Genomic DNA, 17,169 nt, shown 5'->3' with positions numbered 1-17,169 from the left:
TTATATTTATTTATTATTTTAATGAATTGCCGTATCCTACAATCAAAATTGACAGGATAATAGCAACGATACCTACTATTACTGTTGTAAGCGTCCCTTTACGAACGCCTTTCCATTCATTCAATGCTAATCCCCAGGTATTCGCCACAAGAATGATAAATGCCATGTGCAATATCCATGAACTTGGACCATTCCCCAATTTACTTTCACCCATTCCATAAAAGAAAAATTGCAGGAACCAGGTTGTGCCGGCTAAAGCCGAGAATATGTAGTTTCTAAGCAGAGGAGTTTTACTATTTCCATAATCTGAAAAGGTTTTATTACGTGCATTTAATATCATGCACCAGATCAAATTGGTGGTTAAACCACCCCAAAGAATAACGACATAAGTTACATTGTTCTGAAAAAGAAACTCTCCATCGCCAGGGTTAGCTGCCTTCCATGCTTCATTCGCCACATTTGCCATATCTTTTCCGGCATCGATGCCAAATGCAAAGCATGCGCTCAAAATACCTGACACGATAGATACAAATAAGCCCAGACCTATTTTAAATTCAACGTTGTTGGCTTTGTTTTCAGCGGCAAGATCCTTTTCTTTCATGGCACCTGCCTTTCCACAGATAATAATACCAATTACGCAGACTAAAACACCTATAAGAACCATTTGTCCCCAGCTGGATGTTATCAGATCGGTAAATGTATCTTTTCCGGGACTTGGATTAAAGTCATAATATATCGAAGGAATAAGCGCGCCGAAAACAGAACACAGTCCCAAAATAATTGAGCTGCCTAAAGCAACTCCGAGATATCTAACGCCCAAACCATACGTTAAGCCTCCAATTCCCCATAAAACTCCAAAGAAATAAGTAAGGCCCAAAATACCTCCATCAGTGTTCTTAATAATATCAATATATCCTGGAATGGTTAAAAAAGCTGCAAGGGGAGGAACAATTAGCCATGAAAATATTCCACCCACTATCCAATAACTTTCCCAGGCCCAGCCCTTTACCTTTTTATAAGGAATGTAAAAACTACCGGAGGCGAATCCGCCGATAAAGTGAAAAATAACACCTAAAATTGCTTGCATGTATTACGGTTTATATATTTTATTTAATAGCTGCTAAAAATAGAAAAGTAGAGCCTTACATCTGTCATGGACTGTCATGACTTCAGAAGTTAAATTACAACTATTTTATTTAAAAGATGCCTTATCAGGATAAAGGCTGGTATTGAGAGTTTTCTGTTGCCCAGCTTTAATTACCTGAGAATAAAGAAAATTAATATTCTTTGACTATAAATACTTATTAAATGAGCACGAGAAATTTCAAACACAGGCAGAAACAGAAGATAAGGAGCTCCGGAATTTAAGCTCCGGAGCTTAAATTTATTTGATTTCTTCCTTTACCTCACCACAATTTAACATATCGTTGCCGTAGTATGGGTTTTTAATTTCTGTTTCGCTCGCAAGCCAGTAAGCTCCCTCTCCATTCTTAGCCATAGGGCAAAATTGTTTGTAAATCTTACCAGACTTCAGTCCTGCTGATTTAATAATATCCTCTACCTCTGCGGTAAGAGCATCAAACTCATTGCGCTGTTTTCCAATATCTGAAGCGGCAGCAATTTTAGAAGCCAGTTCGGCCCCTTTTTTACTGCCCGCATTATTTAAAGCAATTTTCAAGGCCGCGGCACCTGTTTTTGCTTCTTTTACATCCGATTTAACTAATGCTGTTTTAAGATGAATATAATGCTGAAAGACTGCTTTTGAAGTTTCATCTTTAAATTGAGGATTGCCATTTTCAGTGATAGAGCTTTCTAGTTCCGTACTTTCAGATTGTGAGTTTTCGCTCTGATTAGTTGTTTCCGATTGACATGCCGTAGATACTGTCAAAAGTACAGCAAGGCTGTTTACTAAAATTGTGTTCATTTTCATATCTATGTTAATTTTATTAAAGTGTTGTTCCGCGTTTTAATACAAACTCACTGTGAAGCAGGTAAGCCCCCGAGGTCACTATTTCTTCCCCCCCGGATATCCCTGAAGTGATCACTATTTTATCCGCATCTTCCGCCCCGGTGATCACCTTTCGTGATGTAAAAGTATTACCTTTCGTTTTAACCCAAACATACGAACCATTTTCATCCCGCAGTACAGCTTCCAGAGGTAAACTTACCGCGCCCGAAACTTTGCCCGTTGCTATAAAAACATCCGCCTGCATTCCGGGTTGATATTTTCCTGAAGAATTATCTATAACAGCACGGATAATTAAACGTTGTGTTGAGGGATTTAATGCAGGACTAATAAAGTCCACCTTTACATTCTGCGACAAATCTGAGAATCCATTAATTATTACTTTTAATACTGATCCAATGGCCACCTGCTTCACTTCGGAGGGGTAAACATCCACTTCAAGCCACAAGCGGCTAAAATTTTCGAGCCGAACAACAGGACTGCCTTCTGAGATATACTGTCCTTCTGAAACATTTATTTCATTAACAATACCCGAGGCAGATGCATAAATCGTAACAGTTGGTGAAACCTGATTCCTCTTTGCCAGTGAATTAATCTGCGAATCTGAATATCCGAAAAGCTTCAGCTTATTTCGTGCAGCTTCCTTTAAAGATTGATAGATCTTTTCACCAGGAAAAGCTGCTACTTGTTTTATCTGAAGCAAATAGTCCTGCTGAAGTACTTGTAACTGCTCGCTATAAATTTGAAAGAGTGGTTCTCCCTGAACTACTCTTATCCCGGTTTCTTTTACAAAAAGCCGCTCAATTCTTCCGGCCATACGACTGGAAATGACCTCTGTTTCCAGAGGATTCGTAACCAGGCGCCCTGTTAAAATCGTAGAAGTTTTAAAGTTTCCTGAACCTACTTTTACCGTACTGATATTTGCCAGTTGCATCTGGCTCTTACTTAACATAAGTGAGTTCTCGGCACCAGTATTTTTCATTACAACTAATTCCATTCCGCAGATCGGGCAATTCCCGGGGTGATCCTGAACAATTTGGGGATGCATAGGACAAGTGTATTTCGGCCCGACTTTGGTCGCCTGATGATCAGTTGAATGATCAGCTGACTGATTTTTGCATCCGTAAAGCATTACTGTTATTATGCTTGCCAAGATGACTACTGAAGTATTTATTCCTTTTAAAATCATATCTTAAAATTTATTAGGGTCTCTCCAGGAGAGGGTTGCAATAACCCCAAGTATCCTCCATAAACCTTTATCATCCCTGCGCTTTGTCCTCCCAATGCAGGAGAGATCTTTGAATCAATCGCCTTAAGTTTTTTTCTTGATGGTTGAAATGACAAAACGCTTTAAAATGAAAAACAATTACCTGGTTAGACTATCCACCCGAACAAAGCTTTCGTTATCCACCATAAACCAGGCATTGACCGCGACATTTTCAACCTTCTTCAAACTATCGCCAATATCTATCCATTCGCCTCTGCGTTCAATCACATTTACATAAACCGGAACAAAACTGCTTCCTTTTCTAACAAAGGAAACGAACCGCGAGCCCAGCTGAAGCACCGAACTTCTCGGTAGCCAGTTACCGAACTTACTGTCGGCATCAGTTTTAACCTCAATTAACTGACCTACTTTCCAGAGACTGGAAGAATTATTAATTCTTGCTCTTAACAGTGAGAAATTACTACCCTCATTATAATACGGCTGAATTAAACTGATCTTAGTAAATGAAGTCTGAGAAGGATTATCAAGAGCTGTAATCTGGACAGATGTACCCCGCTTTAAATAACTTAATTTTTCTGACCCTGCATAAAACTCTGCCCATACGGCCCCGGCATTTATCAGGTTGAATAATTTTTGCCCCTGATTAATATATTGACCTTCCCTTATTTGCAGCGGCGAATTTGTTTCTACCTGTAGAATCTGGGAAGAACCCGAACTGGTACTGCTTCCGCCCATCGAATTCATCGCATCGTCCTCCCCTTCTACTGTAATTTTTGTTCCGTAGCCATAATTACTGCCGGATGCTCCTTTAGAAATTGTTTGTTCTGAAACATAACCTGCATGCTGACTATAAACAGAAAATGTATAATCGAGCTTGCCAGTTCTTAGCAAGGTATTAATTTGCTGATCCGTTGCTCCCAGTAAGCGCAACTTCTTTTTTGCTGATTCTAACAGGTTTCTGTCGCCACTATTTTTCAAATAAAGTAATTCTTGCTGTGCATTAGCCAAATCAGGACTATAAATATCCATTAGTTTTTGCCCCTTACTTACACTCTGAAAATTGTATCTCAGGTACAAGCGTTCTATTCTGCCGCTAACCCTGCTTGAAACAGAATTCCAGTTATTCGTATCGTAATTTATAACGCCCTGCAGTTTTACATCTGCTATGCGAACGCCCTCCACAGGGTTGACTGTTCTTATTTCAGAAAGAACAAATTGATTAGATGGTTTAACAAGGTTTTTCAGATTAGCATCTGCAGAATCATTTAAATCAGAATTGCCGACAGGTACTAAATCCATTGCGCAAATAGGACATGTCCCCGGTTTATTGGTAACGATTTGAGGATGCATCGGGCAGGTATATTTGGCAGCCAATATTCCCGGGTCTTTCTGTGCTGTATTGTTTTCGCAACCTAAAAACAGCAGCAAGGCGAAAGAAAATATCGTATACCTAAGCTTATCTTTCAATGCTCTTTTCATATTCTGCAATCATTTTATAATATCGCTGTAAAGCATCCAGGTAATTCATCTGCGTCATATTAATAGCTTCCCAACTGTCAATTACCATGCTCAAATCCATTTTATTTTCCTGGTAAGAAAGCATAGAAACCTCAAGACCTTTCTTTAATGCCGGCAGTATTTTGTCCTCGTAACCTTTAAGCTGCTGTTCCATCGCTGTTAATTCAACAGTCATGGACCTTGCCATCGCAAGCATTTCTGTAAGCATTCCCTCCTTTTGTGCGCGCATGGCATCTATCTCAAGATTCATCGATTTAATCTCAGACTTGTACATCTTTGACGACCATGGAACAATCGGAACAGAAAGCATCCCCATAATGGTAAACTGTTTTGGCATCATAGCCGAATAATTCGACATGTGATCGAAACGGATCCGGAAATCGGGCTTAGCCTGCTGACGCATTTGATTAATATTCGCCTTCATAGAATGAATATTATGCTGCATGTGTCGCAAATCACTGCGTGTATCAACAAGATAAGTCGAATCAAGCCCGGCAAGCGGAGTAAAGGACGCTTTGTATGCAGTGTCAATTTCTAACACAGCCGTTGCAGGTCGGTTCATCAGGGCATTTAAGGCAATTTTATTAGATCTGATCTGACCCTCCGTCATGAGCAACATAACATCTGCTTCCGCTAGACGGCCCTCTGCTTTAAAAACTTCATTGAGTCTACCCTGATTGTATGGGTAACGAATATCCGCAAGCTTTTTCATGGTTTGCATGATCCGTTTGTTTTCTGATTGAAAGTGGCGTTTTTTAGCAGCGATTATCAAATCAAAATAAAGCTGGCGTGCCTGGCTGCGCAATTCATTAAAACGTTCGAATTTTCCCAATGTGTAAGTCTCTGCCAAAGTCTCCAGATATTGTCGCTTTGCCTTAACTTTTGCAGGATTAGGAATATCCTGCTCTGCAGAAATCATAAATGCGCCTTTATCGCCTTCACCAATCATCCCCTGCCCCGGATAAGGCGACATGAACGTTCCTGCACCTACCATTGGTGCCATCCATGCACCGGCGCCTTCAACTTTTGCGTCCTGGCTTTTGGCCTGATAATCGAAGGCTTTGAGAGATGAATTGTTCAATTCAATTTCTCTTATAATTTGAGGCAAGTTCATTGGCTGCTGAGCTGAAATATTGAGATTAAGCATACACAACACAATCAAAGCAAACACCGCTTTTGATGATATTCCCTCATAAAGCTTTCTGCCTAAGGCGCCATACCCCTCTCCCCGGGGAGAGGGATTAAGGGTGAGGGGACTTTGACATGTACACCCCTCATCCCCGGCCCTTCTCCCTTGGGGAGAAGGGAGACAGGGCATCTCAACTAAACTCACTAATGAACTATAAACCATTGAATTAATTTCCTTAATGCGCATCATGCACCTCCATTTTTCCGAATTTTTTCAATTCATATTCTTTTGTCATCAAAAAGATGAGGGGAGTAACAATCAGGATGTGAATGGAAGAAGTTAACACGCCTCCAATCATAGGCAGCACGATGGGCTGCATTACATCACTTCCCACTCCCTGAGACCACAATACGGGAATCAATCCGAAAAGCGCCACGCAAACAGTCATAATTTTTGGTCTGAGGCGTTTTGCCGCCCCTGCGATAACATATTCTTTTAATTCATCCCTTGTTATTGTTTCGCTTGAATTTCCTCGCAGAGCAACGAGCCTGCTCATGGCATCATTCAGATAAATCACCATCACCACTCCCGTTTCAACCGCAATTCCGAATAAAGCAATAAAGCCCACTGCTACCGCCACAGAGAGATTTACCCCCCAGAAATAAACAAGGTAAGCGCCGCCAATTAAGGCGAAAGGAATAGTAATCAGACTTAAAAATGCCTCCCGTAAGGATTTAAAAGCCATATAAAGCGAAAGAAAAATAATCAACAGAACAAGGGGGACAATATAAATCAGCGTTTGCTGACCACGAATCAGGTTTTCATATTGACCACTCCACTCAATAAAAGCACCATTTGGCAGATCCAATTGCTTGTTGAGCTTCAGCATAGCTTCCTCAACGGTATTTCCAAGGTCACGATCGCGAACGTTAAACATTACCGCCCCACGGAGAATTGCATTTTCTGAAGTAATCATTGGAGGGCCATTCACAAACCGAATTTCCGTAACTGAGGAAAGCGGGATTGTGCCGGCATCCGGAGAATTTAAAGGAATCCTTTTTAAGCGCTCAATGCTGTTACGGTAATCCTGCCCCAGCCGAAGATTAATATTAAAACGCCTTCGGCCTTCAATTGTACTGGCAAAAGGGGCTCCCCCAATAGCACTTTCAACGGTAGCGTTTACATCATCAACGGTTAAGCCATAACGCTCCAGATGATCGCGTTTAATGTCGATTTCGAGGTACTTTCCTCCGGTTACAGGCTCTACGTAAATATCCTTAACGCCATTAATATCCTGCAAAAGCGAATGTACCCGTTGTTGAACCTTATCTATTTGCTGTAAATCCTGACCGTATACTTTTACGCCGACATCGGTACGTATGCCTGTAGAAAGCATATTAATGCGGTTAATGATAGGCTGGGTCCAGCCATTTACCACTCCCGGAATCTGCAGCTTAGCATCCAGTTCATTTATCAGCGCCTTTTTAGTAAGACCCGGCCGCCATTCGCTTTTCGGCTTAAGCGAAATAATAGTTTCTATCATGCTGATCGGAGAATTATCGGTAGCTGTGCTGGCGCGACCCGCTTTTCCTAGAACCTGATCTACTTCCGGGACAGATTTAATTATCTTATCCTGAACCTGAAGAATACGCTTGATTTCTGAATTTGAAACGTCAGGCAAAGTAACCGGCATAAACAAGATTGATTGCTCATCCAGAGGAGGCATAAACTCCCTGCCCATACTCATCAACAAAGGAATACTTACGAGTACAGCCAGAATATTAACTCCAATGGTGGTTTTCCGATGTTTCATACAAGCTCTTATTAAAGGTTCATACCAACCCTCCAGTTTACGGTTGATAGGGTTTTCCTGCTCAGTACGAAAACGGCCTTTCATGAAAAATGAGATAAGCACCGGTGCCAGTGTGACCACCAGCAACGCATCTATCATTAAAATGAATGTTTTTGTGTAAGCCAGCGGATGAAAAAGCTTGCCCTCTTGTCCGGTTAATAAAAACACCGGCAAAAACGAAGTAATAATAATAACGGTAGAATAAAAAACTCCCCGGGAAACCTGTTTGGATGATTTCTCGATGATTTTCAAACGTTCTTCTTCCGACAGCGTAACATAAGCGTCTTTGTCCTTCGTCTTAAAGTATTGTTTAATTTTATTAAACATCTGTGCCTCCTTTCTGCGACGCAGTTAATTCTGCCTGCCTTATTGCAAGATGCCTGTATGCATTCTCGGCCATAATAATTCCGTTATCTACAATTACACCAATGGCCAATGCGACTCCGGTTAATGACATAATATTTGAACTGATATCAAATGCATTTAATAAAATAAAACTGGCCGCGATAGTGATCGGTATCTGAATAATAATACTGATGGCACTTCGCCAGTGCATAAGAAAAATCAGCACGATAAGAGAAACTACAATCATTTCTTCAATAAGGGTGGTTTTGATAGATGATATTGATTCTTCAATAAGCTCTCCCCTGTCGTAAATAATATTAAACTTTACTCCGGCTGGCAATCCCTTGCTTACTTCTTCCATTTTCAGTTTGAGCCGGTTAATCACTTCATCAGCATTTTCGCCGTAACGAAGAACAGCTATACCTCCTACAGCTTCCCCCTGCCCGTTGTAATCAAAAATTCCAAGGCGGCTTTCGCCTGACATTTCAACTGAAGCAACATCTTTTATGCGCACTGGAATAGAGTTTCGCGTTTGGATCGAAAGGTTTTCAATTTCTTCAATGGATTTAAGATATCCGGTGGTTTTAATTATATAACCGATATCACTCATTTCAAACTTTCTCCCACCGGCTTCGTTGTTATTTGCGTTTACAGAACGCATTACATCGGTTACACCAAGTTTGTAATAATTTAATTTATTGGGATCGATACTGATTTGATACTGCTTTTGAAAACCGCCGAAGGATGCTATTTCGCTCACTCCTTTTACATTTTGCAATCCGAATTTCACGTACCAGTCCTGTATCGCACGCTGTTCGCCTAAATCCATCCCCGGAGCATCCAGAGTGTACCATAAAATATGTCCGACACCGGTACCATCGGGGCCCATGGTTGGGGTTACCCCTTCCGGCAAAGCGCTGCCAAGAGAATTCAATCGTTCCAATACCCGCGAACGAGCCCAGTACACGTCGGTATCGTCTTCAAAAATGATATAGATAAAGCTCATCCCAAACATAGAATTCGCCCTGACATAGTTTACATTGGGAATGCCCTGCAGATTGGTAACAAGAGGATAAGTAATCTGGTCCTCGATAAGCTGCGGACTACGCCCCATCCATTCGGTAAAAACAATTACCTGGTTCTCGGACAAATCCGGAATCGCATCGATTTTATTCGTTTTGACTGAATATATTCCCCAAACTAATATTAACGAAGAGAACAGCAGCACCAAAAACCTGTTGCGTAATGAAAATGCAATCAGTTTCTCTATCATGAGAATTTATTAAATTAAGTTAACACTAACCTGTTTAAAACTTAGCTATGGGCGCTTTGTCATTTCGACCTTGGAACAATCTGATAAAAGACACTAAAGCCTCTCACCGATGGCAAATTAAAAATCGCTCCTGTCGAACAGAGATTACATTGAATGTAAAGCGACAAAAAATCTTATATTCTGAACTGCTGAAGCAAAAGAATTAATGCTTCAGTAATAAATAAGCCGGGAGATGGCTTTTGAATTTCTTCTTCTTGTTCTGATGAACTAAAAAAGCTTGTGATTAAGGTATAAAAAAATAATACGTCAAAATTCTGCTTTGTTTCTTTAACCTGATTTTTTGCTGTTACCGGAGACGTTTTATCTGTAGTCTGGGTAAAAGAGATTTTTTGATCAGTGCAGCAGGATTTTTTATTAATTGAAGTTTTAGACTCTTCCGGACAATCTTTTGGGGTTTGCCTTTTCGCCATCTTGCACTCTTTAGAATTACCAAAAAGCGAAATCCCTTCTATTGAACCACAGCATTTATGCAAAGAAACAGATATTCCGCTTGCAGATAAAGTTATCAGCATGGCCAGAGCAAGTACAATATAGCTTCGGAATAATTTCATTTACAAAGCAAATATATAAAGAATTCTCTACTATGGTTTTATAAAATTTTGAGAGAATTTTATAAAATTTCTAGTCTTGCCATCTATTTACAAAACGCCAAATCAAACTTATTTTTTGAAATTATTATTATATGGATATGTGTATCCCTAAACTACTCCGGAATATTGTTCTGCTTTCCGCCTTTTTCATCGGATGTAATAACCCCTCTAATGAAACACTAGAACTGAAAAAGAAAAGCGCGGCTTTACAAAAAGAAGTTGACAGTTTAAAGAAAAAGATTGCCAACGAAAAGTCTATAAAAGCCGACAGTACCTCAAAAGCAGATCAGCCTGAACTAAAGATTAACGATCCCGTTCCTGAAGGAGATATAAGAATTGGGAAACACGACTTCACCCTCCACTGGATTAGTTGGGATGAACCCGGAAGCGTTAACATTCAGCCCGCAGAAGATGGATGGTATACTATTGCAGGCGGCCAAAAAAACAGAAAGAATTCAGATTATATTTCAATTAATGGTCTGATAAAAAAGGTCTCTGCCTCCGATTTGTTATTTAAAGGGGAAATAAAATCGGTGGTTGAAACCAATAACAGTGGAAAGCCGTGTATAAAAACAGGTGAACAACTATTTAAAATCACGAAAAATCGGAAGTACTGGCGGCTACAGAACATGATTAATTGTGAAGGAGGAATGCTGACTGATTATGTGGATATATATTTTTAAAATTTAAGATTAACCATGCAGCTTAAAAGCTCTGGGTAATGCAATATATCTACCTCAGCCAAAACCTTAAAACAACTGTTCGATTTTATTAAAACTGCTTTTTATGCAAGACACCTCCTGCCCTATTTATTGTGCATCAGGCACTAAGGGCTTAATTAAAGACTTTGCTTTATTTCCTATTAGTAGAATATATTTTTTTAATAAAACAATCTGGGTTTTGGCCTTAGAATTGCACAAAAAATAGAAAAACACCTATTTATGATTGTTAAAACTTATAACTCAGCTCCTCATAAACATAAATTCAGTGCAGATCAATCCCGGAAGTTTGATATTTTAATCTACGCTATTTTGACTCTCCTGGTATTAGGTCTTTCAATTTATTCATCGTAACCAGGTAACAGGATTAGAATGGATGTTAAGACTACCGCTTCAGGATATCTGGAGGAACATAAATATAACAGGGCAAATACTTTTATTGAATATTTAAAACAGACTATCGCAGAAGGAAATTTAGATCATAATAAAATCAGGAGGGCAGTATTACGCCATTTTCAGGCACAGGATAAATCCGCAGTATTTTTCGGGTCATTACTTCTTCAAATGAATAATAAGGAACTGAATGAATTATTAAACGAGAAACTCAGGTTTTAACTTTAAATTTCTAAAGTATTATTTCCCGACCTTTTTTTTTTCAAAGAATGTTCTGCTAATTCGACCTCCAGTTTATTCTCAACACTTATAATTCCCGGCGCCGACCATGCCGCTGTTTCGGCATCTTCTTTTTCAGCTAATGACCGAACCTTTCCGGTTAAAACCACCTTACTATTCTCCACAATTACATTAATTTTTCCAGAATCAATACTCGCACTCCTGTGAAACGCAGAGCTAATTTTCTGCCGAATATCCATTGCCGATATCTGGGGCTTAACAGTAATTAAATTTGTGATAGATCTGATCCCGGCCAACTGCTCAATGGCAGTTTTTGCTGAAGCTCTCTGATACTCCCATTCGACCTCCCCTTCAAGAGTTACATTTCCTTCTTCAACTTTTATTTTCACCCGTTCTTCTTGTACAGCTGTATGCCATTGTAATGCAGTAAGCACAATTTCAGCAATCTCCGCATCCGTCTTAGAATAGCCTAAAGGAACCCCGACATGTATCTCTTCGGCAACAGCTTTGACGCCGGCAACTCTCTTTGCCGCTTTCTCGGCGGTTAGTTTTTTTGAGTAGCTATCAACTTTACCGGATAAAGTAACAATTCCATTTTTAACCGCTACACCAATCTCAGAAGCATTTATGGAAGGCTCCCAGTTTAGCTCGTCCATCACATCTTTCTGGATTTGTATATCAGTTTTCATATTAATGTATATTGATGCTGATTTCTTTAATGGACGACTGACATGATTATTGATCTACTTCATTCACTTGTGATTTTATATACTGGCTTTTCGCAAGCTCCTTAATTTATTTAAATAGAACATCACGTTTTCATCGCTTACCTGCTGAAAATTTTGATAAAATGCGCCTACCCCAAAAAATTCATGAGGTACCATAACCACAATTACCTCATCAACCTCTTGCGACAATTTCTGAATGGCACTTTTTGACGCCACGGGTACAGCAATAACAATTTTACCCGGCTCGCTTTTACGAAGTATATTTACGGTCTCCATCATTGTATTTCCAGTTGCGATCCCGTCATCAATTACGATAACGGTTTTTCCTTTAAGATTTATAGGAACACTGTCTCCCATAAACTTAGTATACATTTCTTTCAACCTTATTCTCACCTTCTGCACTTCCTGAGTGATATATTCTTCTGAGACATTTGCATGAGGTATTATGAAATAATCAGTGAGACTTGCAGCTCCAATAGCATATTCTTCGTTTCCGGGATGCCCGATCTTCCTGGTGAAGATCACTTCTAATGGGAATCCCAGTTCATTGGCTACCCCATAAGCAACCGGCACTCCTCCTCTTGGCACTGCCAATACTACCCCTGGGTCATTTTTATACTTTTTAAGCTTAATAGCCAATAACGAACCCGCTTCTAATCTGTCGAGAAACATATGATAGATGTTTACTAATTAAAAATATGGCAGATTTAAACTGTTACCGGGTTTAGGTATTTTTCAAACCAATCGTATGCCAGCCTTGCCACCTTATCCAATTTACCCGGTTCCTGAAATAAATGCGTTGCACCCTCCACTACAACTAACTTTTTAGGGCATTGAAGTTTCTCAAACACCCGCTGATTGAGCTCCAGCACCACCTTATCAAATCCTCCAACAATTAATAAAGTAGGCGCAACTACACCAAATAAAGATTTCATTGCCAGATCTGGCCTGCCCCCTCTCGAAACAATAGCTTTGACGGTTTTTAACTCAGAGGCAGCCTGTAAAGCTGATGCAGCACCTGTGCTTGCGCCAAAATATCCGATACTGCTGTCTTTTGAGGCATGATAGATGCTTAACCATTCTGTAACTCCGGTCAACCGTTTACTTAATAGGTCGATGTTAAACCTGTTATCATAATCCTCGTCCTCCTCCTCGGTAAGTAAATCAAATAAAAGGGTACCGAAGTTCTTTTCCTGAAGGTATTTTGCCACCATTTGATTGCGTACGCTAAATCTGCCGCTTCCGCTGCCATGCGAAAAAACGATAATCGCACTTGCCCTCATCGGTATAATCAGTTCGCCCCTCAAGGTTACTTTGTTAACCGGAATGACTACTTCTTTAGCAAAACGCATTTCCATTTTTAATTATTTTCCGGCAAAACAATCGGCGACTTCGCTTTAAAATTAATCTCGTGTTCCGCCAGTTGAGATAAGCGGTCGTCGATGTGCTTCTCATTAATTTCGGCTTCATGAAAAATCGCTGCAGATTTTTCCATCCCAAGGGCATTTGCGAATGCCGCCGCTGTTCCGTAAGTACTTATTTTAAAATGATTAATAGCCTGTATACAGGAAAGCAGACAAGCATCCTTAACCTCAATATGAGTACAAATAGAGATCTTCTCATTTGTATCATTAATATATGCCTGCATCAAAGGATTATTTAAGCTCAAAGAATCTATTTTTTCCTCTTCAAAAAAATCTTCTAACCTCTCTACATGCTGTTGTACAAAATTGAGATATTTCTGCAGAACATTTTTTAACTGTAACGAACTGGCTTTAACCATCCATTCTGGTATGCTGTTTTTTAACTGCACTTCTGCGCTTATAAACCGGCTGATATCATAATCTATCAGATTATGAAGAGTGCTGATATGAGAATTATTTTCCATGGTGTTTTATATTATTTAATCTCAAATTTAGCCTGCTTTCGAGGCTAACGGCATGATAATCATCAGACTAACATCTGACAATTATCATCCATAAAACCCACAAAATGAGCTTGTTTTGATGTATCTCTTTAAAAGAAAAAAAATTGAGCTGATCCGGCGAAAACTAACGAAAACATCACCTTTCTGAGTCCGGATTTAGGATCTGAAATGACAAATAAAAAGCAGCGTTATGAGACGAGATAGCAGACATAAAATCACTATAGATGAGCCTGCGACAATCGGGGCCATTAAGCAGTGGAGCTATCCCCTGAATGCAAAGGAAGATTTACAACCGCTATTTGACCGTATAGGGAATTCAAGAATTGTAATGCTGGGAGAGGCCAGTCACGGCACGCATGAGTATTATACCTGGCGCACTCATATTTCAAAGAAGCTTATTGAAGAAAAAGGATTTAATTTTATTGCTGTGGAGGGCGACTGGCCCGATTGTTATCGTTTGAACCGTTTTATTAAAGGTTATGACACTGATAACTACACCGCTTTAAAGGTATTGCACCAATTTAACCGCTGGCCAACGTGGATGTGGGGCAACTGGGAAATAGCTGCCCTTGCCGGATTGATGCAGAAACATAACTCCGTGCTACCTGCAAATAAGAAGGCCGGATTTTATGGTCTGGATGTATATAGCTTATGGGAAAGCATGGAGAGCATAATGAATTACCTTAAAAAAATTGATCCTGCTGCTTTTAAAGTAGCTGAAGATGCTTTCCATTGTTTTGAGCCTTACCGGAAAGACGAAGGAAGAGCTTATGCCCGGGCCGCGAGGCTTGTTCCACAACTTTGTCAGCATGAAGTTGTTAACCTTCTTAAAGTGATACAGCAAAAGTCTCCTCATTACAACTCTGATCATGAAAATGTATTTAGCGCCGAGCAGAATGCCCTGGTAACAGTGCATGCTGAAAAATATTACAGAGCCATGGTAGAAGGAGGACCGCATAGCTGGAATGTACGCGACAGGCACATGACTGAAACTTTAAACCGCCTGCTTGCCTTTCATGGAGAAAATTCCAAAGCTATTGTATGGGAACATAATACACATATTGGAGATGCAAGAGCAACAGACATGATTGATGAGGGAATGTTTAATATTGGCGAACTGGCAAGAATGCAGCATGCAGATAAAGGTGTTGTACTAGTAGGATTTGGATCGTATAAAGGCTCGGTAACTGCCGGGAAAAGCTGGGGTGCGCCTATGCAAATAATGGAAATGCCTGAGGCAAAAAAAGGCAGCTGGGAATATTACCTGCATGCAGCAGGACAACAAAACAAATTACTGATAATGGATGATTTCGCTAATCATGATATCCTGATGGAAAATCATCTGGGACACCGCGCTATTGGAGTTGTCTATAACCCTGCGAATGAATATGGAAATTATGTACCAAGTATTTTGCCCCTGCGATATGATGCTTTTATATATCTGGATGAAACCAGGGCTCTGCACGCCCTTCATTTACAACCCGATAAATCGCAAATACCTGAAACTTATCCATTTGGCGAGTAATTATTATCTATTAAACACTCTACATGAAAAAGACAAGAAAAACAATCGACACAGCCTTACCAACAAATATTCCGCAAACTCAAATACCCCTTGATGCCGATGATCCGATCATTCATTTAGAAGATCCGGATTTTATTAAAGGAGTGGACACGTTTACTTCCGGGACTGAAGAAACTACCGGCGATCTTAATGACGAAGTTGAGGCAACTACCTCTGTCTATTATAAAGAATTGAAGGTTAGCAGTCCGGTATTCCAAAACATGGAATCGATACCGGCAAAATTTACTTGCGATGGTAAAAACGTTAATCCTCCGCTTGAAATTGAACACATTCCGGATGAAGCTAAATGCCTGGCAATAATTGTGGATGACCCAGATGCACCCATCGCAACCTGGGCGCATTGGCTTGTATGGAATATTCCCCTTACCCATCACATTAAAGAAAATGTGATACATGGAACAGTTGGAGTTAATGATTTTGAGAAAAATGGCTATGGCGGCCCTTGCCCTCCTTCGGGTACACATCGTTATTTCTTTAAAGTTTATGCCCTAAATGCATTACTCGACTTGAGTCAGAATACAAGGAAAATACAATTGGAAAAAGCAATGAGCGGTCACATAATTGGATTTGGAGAATTAATCGGGACATACAAAAGAACACAATGAAACCACTGACATATTGGGCTGGAAATCATCTCAAGCTAACTAAGCTTAGAAAAAAGGTATAATTACTATTTGTCTTCTAAAACCAATAAGGGTAATTTGGTTTCATAGATCATAGAACTGGTATGAACAGTGCCGAAAATCCGTTCAAAAACATTGTGAGAATGTGCAACCATTACCAGTAATTCCGCAGGATGACTCTCAATAAAATTTCCGATCCCTTGTTCAACACTTTCAGCTTCCACCTCCTGGTACCAATAAGTAATTTTAGATAAAACATCGTGCAGCTGCTGTTTTCCGGGACTATCAGGCTGATCTTCGTCATGTTGTCTTTTCACATGTAATACCTGAAGCATGGCATCGATTTTACCTGCGAATTCTAATAAAAGATTAAAACATTCAATATTAGTTACTTCATTAAAATCAGCAGCTAATACAATATGTTTAACAGGCACAAAAGAAGCGTTTTCCGGAACCAACAGAACGGGTGTTTTAATTTTTCTTATTATACTTAAGGCAGTATTTCCTGTACCCATAACCACTAAATCCGCACTGATCTCATTTATCAGATCATTTATTGTATCTGTCCTGGAACCAATCAGGGCATATCCTTCAACATTTACACCGTACGTATCTTTTAAATAATTGATTTCATTCTCTACCAGGGCATCATTCTTTTCCTGCGACTCGCCTCCCTTTACGGGCCATGCCACCGCAGTTCCTTCTATAACAGCTATTGGTTCTGTAAAAACGTATACAAGGTATATTTCGCCCATAAATATCCTGGCAAGAGAAGCTGCATATTCGCTAGCTGCCCGGGCTCCCCGAGAGAAATCTATTGGTACCAATATCTTTTTCATAGTAAAAAAATTGGTTGAAAAAAAAAACAGAAAGCAATAAAATTGAGCAGAAAAAGAGTAAAAACCTATGACTTTCATCGCTCAAAGAGCTGATAAGAAAGTCAAATTCATTTCTTATAATCAGCATGATAACTGATCATCATCATCATCATTC

At 39.8% G+C, this 17,169-nt stretch carries 17 protein-coding genes; 4 read left to right on the top strand and 13 right to left on the bottom strand.

What is annotated here, in order from left to right:
• Positions 1 to 13: 13 nt before the first annotated feature.
• From rhaT to WG906_RS15585, 8 genes are all read right to left on the bottom strand, one after another.
• The gene (gene rhaT, locus WG906_RS15620) at positions 14 to 1,087 is read right to left on the bottom strand and encodes an L-rhamnose/proton symporter RhaT (RefSeq protein ID WP_339993758.1); all 1,074 of its coding nucleotides are present in this window, start codon (positions 1,085 to 1,087) and stop codon (positions 14 to 16) included.
• 297 nt (positions 1,088 to 1,384) lie between these two features.
• The gene (locus WG906_RS15615) at positions 1,385 to 1,924 is read right to left on the bottom strand and encodes a DUF3347 domain-containing protein (RefSeq protein ID WP_339993757.1); all 540 of its coding nucleotides are present in this window, start codon (positions 1,922 to 1,924) and stop codon (positions 1,385 to 1,387) included.
• 22 nt (positions 1,925 to 1,946) lie between these two features.
• Positions 1,947 to 3,155: an efflux RND transporter periplasmic adaptor subunit gene (locus tag WG906_RS15610; RefSeq protein ID WP_339993756.1), complete on the bottom strand. Its 1,209-nt coding sequence runs from the start codon at positions 3,153 to 3,155 to the stop codon at positions 1,947 to 1,949.
• A 177-nt stretch (positions 3,156 to 3,332) separates the two neighbouring features.
• On the bottom strand, positions 3,333 to 4,673 hold the full coding sequence (locus WG906_RS15605; RefSeq protein ID WP_339993755.1) for a heavy metal-binding domain-containing protein: 1,341 nt from the start codon (positions 4,671 to 4,673) through the stop codon (positions 3,333 to 3,335).
• On the bottom strand, positions 4,651 to 6,090 hold the full coding sequence (locus WG906_RS15600) for a TolC family protein (protein WP_339993754.1): 1,440 nt from the start codon (positions 6,088 to 6,090) through the stop codon (positions 4,651 to 4,653). The genes WG906_RS15605 and WG906_RS15600 overlap by 23 nt, the downstream gene beginning before the upstream one ends.
• Positions 6,077 to 8,020 carry an efflux RND transporter permease subunit gene (locus WG906_RS15595; RefSeq protein WP_339993753.1) on the bottom strand — a complete coding sequence of 648 codons (1,944 nt, stop codon included), beginning with the start codon at positions 8,018 to 8,020 and terminating at the stop codon, positions 6,077 to 6,079. The genes WG906_RS15600 and WG906_RS15595 overlap by 14 nt, the downstream gene beginning before the upstream one ends.
• Positions 8,013 to 9,311, bottom strand: coding sequence for an efflux RND transporter permease subunit (locus WG906_RS15590; RefSeq protein WP_339993752.1), 1,299 nt, complete (start codon positions 9,309 to 9,311; stop codon positions 8,013 to 8,015). Before WG906_RS15590 ends, WG906_RS15595 begins: the two co-directional genes overlap by 8 nt.
• 173 nt (positions 9,312 to 9,484) lie before the next feature.
• Complete coding sequence (locus tag WG906_RS15585) at positions 9,485 to 9,922, bottom strand: HYC_CC_PP family protein (protein ID WP_339993751.1); 438 nt, start codon at positions 9,920 to 9,922, stop codon at positions 9,485 to 9,487.
• Positions 9,923 to 10,053: 131 nt separating this feature from the next.
• Here WG906_RS15585 and WG906_RS15580 point away from each other — a divergent pair, with 131 nt between their 5' ends.
• Positions 10,054 to 10,644, top strand: a complete 591-nt coding sequence (locus WG906_RS15580; protein WP_339993749.1) for a hypothetical protein — start codon at positions 10,054 to 10,056, stop codon at positions 10,642 to 10,644.
• Between the two features lie 408 nt (positions 10,645 to 11,052).
• The gene (locus tag WG906_RS15575) at positions 11,053 to 11,295 is read left to right on the top strand and encodes a hypothetical protein (protein ID WP_339993748.1); all 243 of its coding nucleotides are present in this window, start codon (positions 11,053 to 11,055) and stop codon (positions 11,293 to 11,295) included.
• Positions 11,296 to 11,297: 2 nt separating this feature from the next.
• Here the strand turns inward: WG906_RS15575 and WG906_RS15570 are convergent, their stop codons facing one another.
• The 4 genes from WG906_RS15570 to WG906_RS15555 form a co-directional block, all read right to left on the bottom strand.
• A complete protein-coding gene (locus WG906_RS15570) occupies positions 11,298 to 12,002 on the bottom strand; it encodes a BON domain-containing protein (protein ID WP_339993747.1) in 705 nt (234 codons plus the stop codon).
• Positions 12,003 to 12,077: 75 nt separating this feature from the next.
• Positions 12,078 to 12,713 (bottom strand): phosphoribosyltransferase, encoded by a 636-nt coding sequence (locus tag WG906_RS15565; RefSeq protein ID WP_339993746.1) that lies wholly within the window; start codon positions 12,711 to 12,713, stop codon positions 12,078 to 12,080.
• A 35-nt stretch (positions 12,714 to 12,748) separates the two neighbouring features.
• Positions 12,749 to 13,399: a dienelactone hydrolase family protein gene (locus WG906_RS15560; RefSeq protein WP_339993745.1), complete on the bottom strand. Its 651-nt coding sequence runs from the start codon at positions 13,397 to 13,399 to the stop codon at positions 12,749 to 12,751.
• 2 nt (positions 13,400 to 13,401) lie between these two features.
• Positions 13,402 to 13,929: a YciE/YciF ferroxidase family protein gene (locus WG906_RS15555; protein ID WP_339993744.1), complete on the bottom strand. Its 528-nt coding sequence runs from the start codon at positions 13,927 to 13,929 to the stop codon at positions 13,402 to 13,404.
• A 229-nt stretch (positions 13,930 to 14,158) separates the two neighbouring features.
• Here WG906_RS15555 and WG906_RS15550 point away from each other — a divergent pair, with 229 nt between their 5' ends.
• Together WG906_RS15550 and WG906_RS15545 are read left to right on the top strand one after the other, a co-directional pair.
• A complete protein-coding gene (locus tag WG906_RS15550; RefSeq protein WP_339993743.1) occupies positions 14,159 to 15,493 on the top strand; it encodes an erythromycin esterase family protein in 1,335 nt (444 codons plus the stop codon).
• 23 nt (positions 15,494 to 15,516) lie between these two features.
• On the top strand, positions 15,517 to 16,158 hold the full coding sequence (locus WG906_RS15545) for a YbhB/YbcL family Raf kinase inhibitor-like protein (RefSeq protein WP_339993742.1): 642 nt from the start codon (positions 15,517 to 15,519) through the stop codon (positions 16,156 to 16,158).
• A 65-nt stretch (positions 16,159 to 16,223) separates the two neighbouring features.
• Here the strand turns inward: WG906_RS15545 and WG906_RS15540 are convergent, their stop codons facing one another.
• Positions 16,224 to 17,015 carry a universal stress protein gene (locus tag WG906_RS15540; protein WP_339993740.1) on the bottom strand — a complete coding sequence of 264 codons (792 nt, stop codon included), beginning with the start codon at positions 17,013 to 17,015 and terminating at the stop codon, positions 16,224 to 16,226.
• Positions 17,016 to 17,169 lie beyond the last annotated feature (154 nt).

The organism is Pedobacter superstes (assembly GCF_037622515.1).
GTDB lineage: Bacteria > Bacteroidota > Bacteroidia > Sphingobacteriales > Sphingobacteriaceae > Paradesertivirga > Paradesertivirga superstes.
This window is presented reverse-complemented; position numbering and strand designations above follow the sequence as displayed.

Bases quoted from the DNA above. Each gene is read 5' to 3' on its own strand.
- rhaT (WP_339993758.1), bottom strand. From the start codon at position 1,087: ATGCAAGCAATTTTAGGTGTTATTTTTCACTTTATCGGCGGATTCGCC.
- WG906_RS15615 (WP_339993757.1), bottom strand. From the start codon at position 1,924: ATGAACACAATTTTAGTAAACAGCCTTGCTGTACTTTTGACAGTATCT.
- WG906_RS15610 (WP_339993756.1), bottom strand. From the start codon at position 3,155: ATGATTTTAAAAGGAATAAATACTTCAGTAGTCATCTTGGCAAGCATA.
- WG906_RS15605 (WP_339993755.1), bottom strand. From the start codon at position 4,673: ATGAAAAGAGCATTGAAAGATAAGCTTAGGTATACGATATTTTCTTTC.
- WG906_RS15600 (WP_339993754.1), bottom strand. From the start codon at position 6,090: ATGATGCGCATTAAGGAAATTAATTCAATGGTTTATAGTTCATTAGTG.
- WG906_RS15595 (WP_339993753.1), bottom strand. From the start codon at position 8,020: ATGTTTAATAAAATTAAACAATACTTTAAGACGAAGGACAAAGACGCT.
- WG906_RS15590 (WP_339993752.1), bottom strand. From the start codon at position 9,311: ATGATAGAGAAACTGATTGCATTTTCATTACGCAACAGGTTTTTGGTG.
- WG906_RS15585 (WP_339993751.1), bottom strand. From the start codon at position 9,922: ATGAAATTATTCCGAAGCTATATTGTACTTGCTCTGGCCATGCTGATA.
- WG906_RS15580 (WP_339993749.1), top strand. From the start codon at position 10,054: ATGGATATGTGTATCCCTAAACTACTCCGGAATATTGTTCTGCTTTCC.
- WG906_RS15575 (WP_339993748.1), top strand. From the start codon at position 11,053: ATGGATGTTAAGACTACCGCTTCAGGATATCTGGAGGAACATAAATAT.
- WG906_RS15570 (WP_339993747.1), bottom strand. From the start codon at position 12,002: ATGAAAACTGATATACAAATCCAGAAAGATGTGATGGACGAGCTAAAC.
- WG906_RS15565 (WP_339993746.1), bottom strand. From the start codon at position 12,713: ATGTTTCTCGACAGATTAGAAGCGGGTTCGTTATTGGCTATTAAGCTT.
- WG906_RS15560 (WP_339993745.1), bottom strand. From the start codon at position 13,399: ATGGAAATGCGTTTTGCTAAAGAAGTAGTCATTCCGGTTAACAAAGTA.
- WG906_RS15555 (WP_339993744.1), bottom strand. From the start codon at position 13,929: ATGGAAAATAATTCTCATATCAGCACTCTTCATAATCTGATAGATTAT.
- WG906_RS15550 (WP_339993743.1), top strand. From the start codon at position 14,159: ATGAGACGAGATAGCAGACATAAAATCACTATAGATGAGCCTGCGACA.
- WG906_RS15545 (WP_339993742.1), top strand. From the start codon at position 15,517: ATGAAAAAGACAAGAAAAACAATCGACACAGCCTTACCAACAAATATT.
- WG906_RS15540 (WP_339993740.1), bottom strand. From the start codon at position 17,015: ATGAAAAAGATATTGGTACCAATAGATTTCTCTCGGGGAGCCCGGGCA.